The sequence below is a fragment of the Bradyrhizobium sp. STM 3809 genome, assembly GCF_000239795.1.
Lineage (GTDB): Bacteria > Pseudomonadota > Alphaproteobacteria > Rhizobiales > Xanthobacteraceae > Bradyrhizobium.
Window position 1 is genome coordinate 1 of sequence record NZ_CAFJ01000034.1, and the last position, 3,515, is coordinate 3,515.

3 protein-coding genes are annotated in these 3,515 nt (G+C 58.4%); 2 read left to right on the plus strand and 1 reads right to left on the minus strand.

Annotated features, from left to right (window positions below; all coding sequences use genetic code 11):
- Positions 1-477: 477 nt before the first annotated feature.
- Entirely contained in the window at positions 478-1,449 is a 972-nt protein-coding gene (locus BRAS3809_RS01560) for a DUF4238 domain-containing protein (RefSeq protein WP_008960348.1), read from the minus strand.
- A gap of 90 nt (positions 1,450-1,539) precedes the next feature.
- Between BRAS3809_RS01560 and BRAS3809_RS01565 the strand changes: the two genes are divergently transcribed.
- Entirely contained in the window at positions 1,540-2,349 is an 810-nt protein-coding gene (locus BRAS3809_RS01565; protein ID WP_035654941.1) for a hypothetical protein, read from the plus strand.
- A 413-nt stretch (positions 2,350-2,762) separates the two neighbouring features.
- Positions 2,763-3,425 carry an alpha/beta hydrolase family protein gene (locus BRAS3809_RS01570; RefSeq protein WP_008960350.1) on the plus strand — a complete coding sequence of 221 codons (663 nt, stop codon included), beginning with the start codon at positions 2,763-2,765 and terminating at the stop codon, positions 3,423-3,425.
- Positions 3,426-3,515: the final 90 nt, after the last annotated feature.

A 3,515-nucleotide genomic window follows, 5' to 3' on the forward strand; every position in this document is an offset into this window, starting at 1 on the left:
CGACGTTCGTCCGCACCTCCCATCGAGATGCTGCGTCGCCCCGCGGCCACCGCTCCCCGCCGCAACGTCCCGTGACGATCGCGATACGCCCCTCTCAGTGCGGGCGGGATGGCCGGCATCAAACCACTGATTTGGGGGAGCTGTCAACGGAATTTCTGGTATTCGGAAGTCGTGTCCTGCGCTGCTCCCCAGCCGCGGCACGCCGCCAACTGTACCATGTTGGTCGCGATCAAACTCATGACAAGGTCAGGTGATCCCGAGCAGGACGACGAAAAAGATGCAGCGTCACCGTAACACGAGATTGTCATCGAATCGATTGCACCACATAGCGAATCGATTTTGTTAATGATCCCAGGACTCGTTTGCGCTGGGGATGTCCGTTCCCAGAAGCAATTCGTCCGGAAAATACATCGCACTCAATTGACGCGCCAGGCTACACCCCGGTCCGATCGTCTTCTCCGAATCAACTATGCCGCACTAATCTTCGCTGTCGTCAGGGGGCAACAGGATGCGTCCTTTCTCAAGCACAGAGGTTCGGACGGTCTCCCGATATTGCGGCGTTTGACGAAACACCTTTCGTGCAAAAGCGAAGTCTTTGCGATTTGAATGCACTTTATTGAGCGCCCAACTGCACTGAAGATAGTTCAAGTTATCGATGTTCTCTGGCGTAGCCACGAGCGGCGCTCCCTCAGTGAAGGCCTTGTAAATCGGACCGGCGCGACGTAGCGTTGCCTGTGTCTCTAGCAAATCGGCGAGTCCGATTCCCCCGCCCGAAAAGATTTTGGCCCGGGCGATACGGTGCACGGCCATTGCCTGCTCGTAGGTATCGATGATCATTCGACTGATAGTAGAGCATGCTATATACAGCGCGCAGACAGGAGACAGTGGCAGAAACGCTTCTACGCCAACAACATCAAACCCAAGATTTTTGCCGTTGTTGGGCTCACACGTTCGCTGAAGCACAACGGGATTGTCACCTAGATAAAATGCATCATCGCCTTCAATGACCATCAGCGCCCAATGACGACGCGCGATATCCTGCGCCACCACAAATAGGCTGTGCCACAAATAATTGAAGATGGTGCCGTAGTCGCTGCGAGACGGCTTGTCCGCCAAGCCCTCATAGAAGGCTTTTGTTCGGAAGCTCTGAGCTGCAACGAAGCGTGCGACGTGACGGCGATCAGGTGCGGACAGGCCTGCCAAACTTCGCTCCGCCAGAATCCGCTTTAAGATAGGAGCGGCTTTCGTCTCGATCTTCTCAAATTTGTCTTCAAATGAGACTCGCTTCCCGTCGATCTCAAAATCATTGAAACCCGGCTCACATGCAGCGAACTTCGGTGGGGGTTTGGTCACCTCGCCGCTGTGGATATCGAAGCAGTAGACCCTTCCGGCGTCGACGAAATTTTTCAGAAGTAGTTTCGGTACCCAATGCTGATTCTCGGCGCTCATGGCTCCCCTCCTTGCGTCAGAATACGCGATTCTGCATTGTGGGGTGAGCCTCAGTGGATGATCGTACAGCCTCCGTTTGGTATAGATTCAATGACCTGGGTGATCGGCGCATCCTCGATTTTTGGCTACGGCGTTATGCTGTCCGACGTGCGGGTTACATTTCCCGACGGGAGCACTGCGGACTTGCTTAGGAAGGCCTTTCCGGTAGGCCCTTACATCGCCGCCGGCTTTGCGGGGTCCGTCCAAATTGGCTATCGACTGTTGAGCAGCCTCCAACAGTTTTTATTCATCCCGCCCACGGCACCCCAGATAGAGCAGCTTGCGTGGCAACCCGAATGGGTTGCTGAGCATTGGGCACCCGAGGCTAGAAAAGTGTTCGCATCCTGTGCAGTATCGGAGCAAAAATTGGGGTCTCGGCTGCTGATGGTCGGCGTCTCCCCCGATCAAGACATGGGCGCGCCAGAGATACGGCGGGTCTATCTCGTCCGGTTCTCCAGTCCGCATTTCGTGCCGGGCTTTATGCACAAGGGCTTGAATGTCGCTCATATCGGCAGCGGCTCGAACGTGAAGCAGTACACGCGGGCCTTTCGCCAGCATTTCCGGTATGGCGCAAGTAGCTTGCGAACAGAGATTGGAGCCCTAAGCGGCTGGGCGCAGATGCTTGGTGGCACCGCCGACAGGGTAACTGGCGAGCACCCTGCGCAAGGCGTTAGCCCTCACATGCACATTATCGTCTGTCGGCTCGGCGACATCGCTGAAGGGAATAATGACCGGCGCACGTACATGCCCGATGGATCGGGTCCGATACTGTTTGAGATGCCGAAGGTTGCTTCATCGTATGACGAATTCCAACGAATGTGCCGAGAGCGAGGGAGCTGCGCGGAAGGTGCTTTAGGTTAGATTGACCGCTAACGTAGAACGCGGCGTACTGACAATCTTCGGCAGCTGACCTTTGCGCGGCGGTGGCGCAGCGGCATGCAGTTAGAAGATGCCATTGCGCACCGGCGATTTCGTGAGGCACAAGTCGGCCGGCCTCATGATGATGATGGATTGAGCCCCGGCTTTTTCGGTTCAACGGGAAGTCGGATGCGTGTGGGTCAAGGGCCGTCACATCAAAGCGGCCTCGCTCGACCCAGCAGTCTTGCAGATGGCTTATTCCCGGCGGCGCCGAACGAAGAATCGAGATGCGGTCGCCTCGACGGCGACATTGACCGCGATTAATCGCAAGAGCATTGAGGTTGACGGATGATCGGCGCAGTCGCTTGACCCGAGCCGTCCTCCTCCCAAGTCTTCTCAGGTCACGAGAGTTGCTGATGCATCGCGCCGCCTTCGCGGTCCTTGTCTGTCTGCTCCTTGAACTCACGGCGGGAAGGGCCGCCGGGGTGAGAAATTTCGATATTTCGGCGGGACCGGCCGGGCCGGCCATCAGGTTGCTGGTCTGGACACCATGTCCCGAACCGCCACACGACATGGATGCGCGCGGAGCCACATTCTTCGCCGTGCCTGGATGTTCGGTGACGAGCGAAAGGCTTCCGCTGGTCGTGATATCGCACGGCCGACGAGGATGGTTCGGCGGCCATCAGGATACGGCGGCGGCGTTGGCCGACGCTGGCTTCGTGGTCGCCGCGCTCAATCATCCCGGTGACACCTGGCGCGACACCAGCCGCACCGACAGCCTTTCGGTGCTGGTGGAGCGCCCTGCGGACATCGGTCGCGTCATCGACTACATGCTCGACGGCTGGCCGGATGCGCCGCGCATCGACGCGCGGCACATCGGCCTCTATGGCTTCTCGTTCGGCGGCTACACCGGCCTTGCCGTCATCGGCGGCCAACCCGATCTGCGGAAGGGCCTCCCAATTGCGCGACATCGAGCCTGTTGGCGTGCAAGCAACTCGAGAGCGGCGAAACGCCGGCTCAGGCGATCTTGCCGGATCCGCGGGTCAAGGCCGTCATCGTCGATCCCTATCCCGCTTTAGTGTTCACCGAGACGAACTTGAAGAGCATCCCGATCCCGGTGCAGCTCTGGAGCTCCGATCCGGCGCAGTCCGCCGACGGCTTGTCCGGAT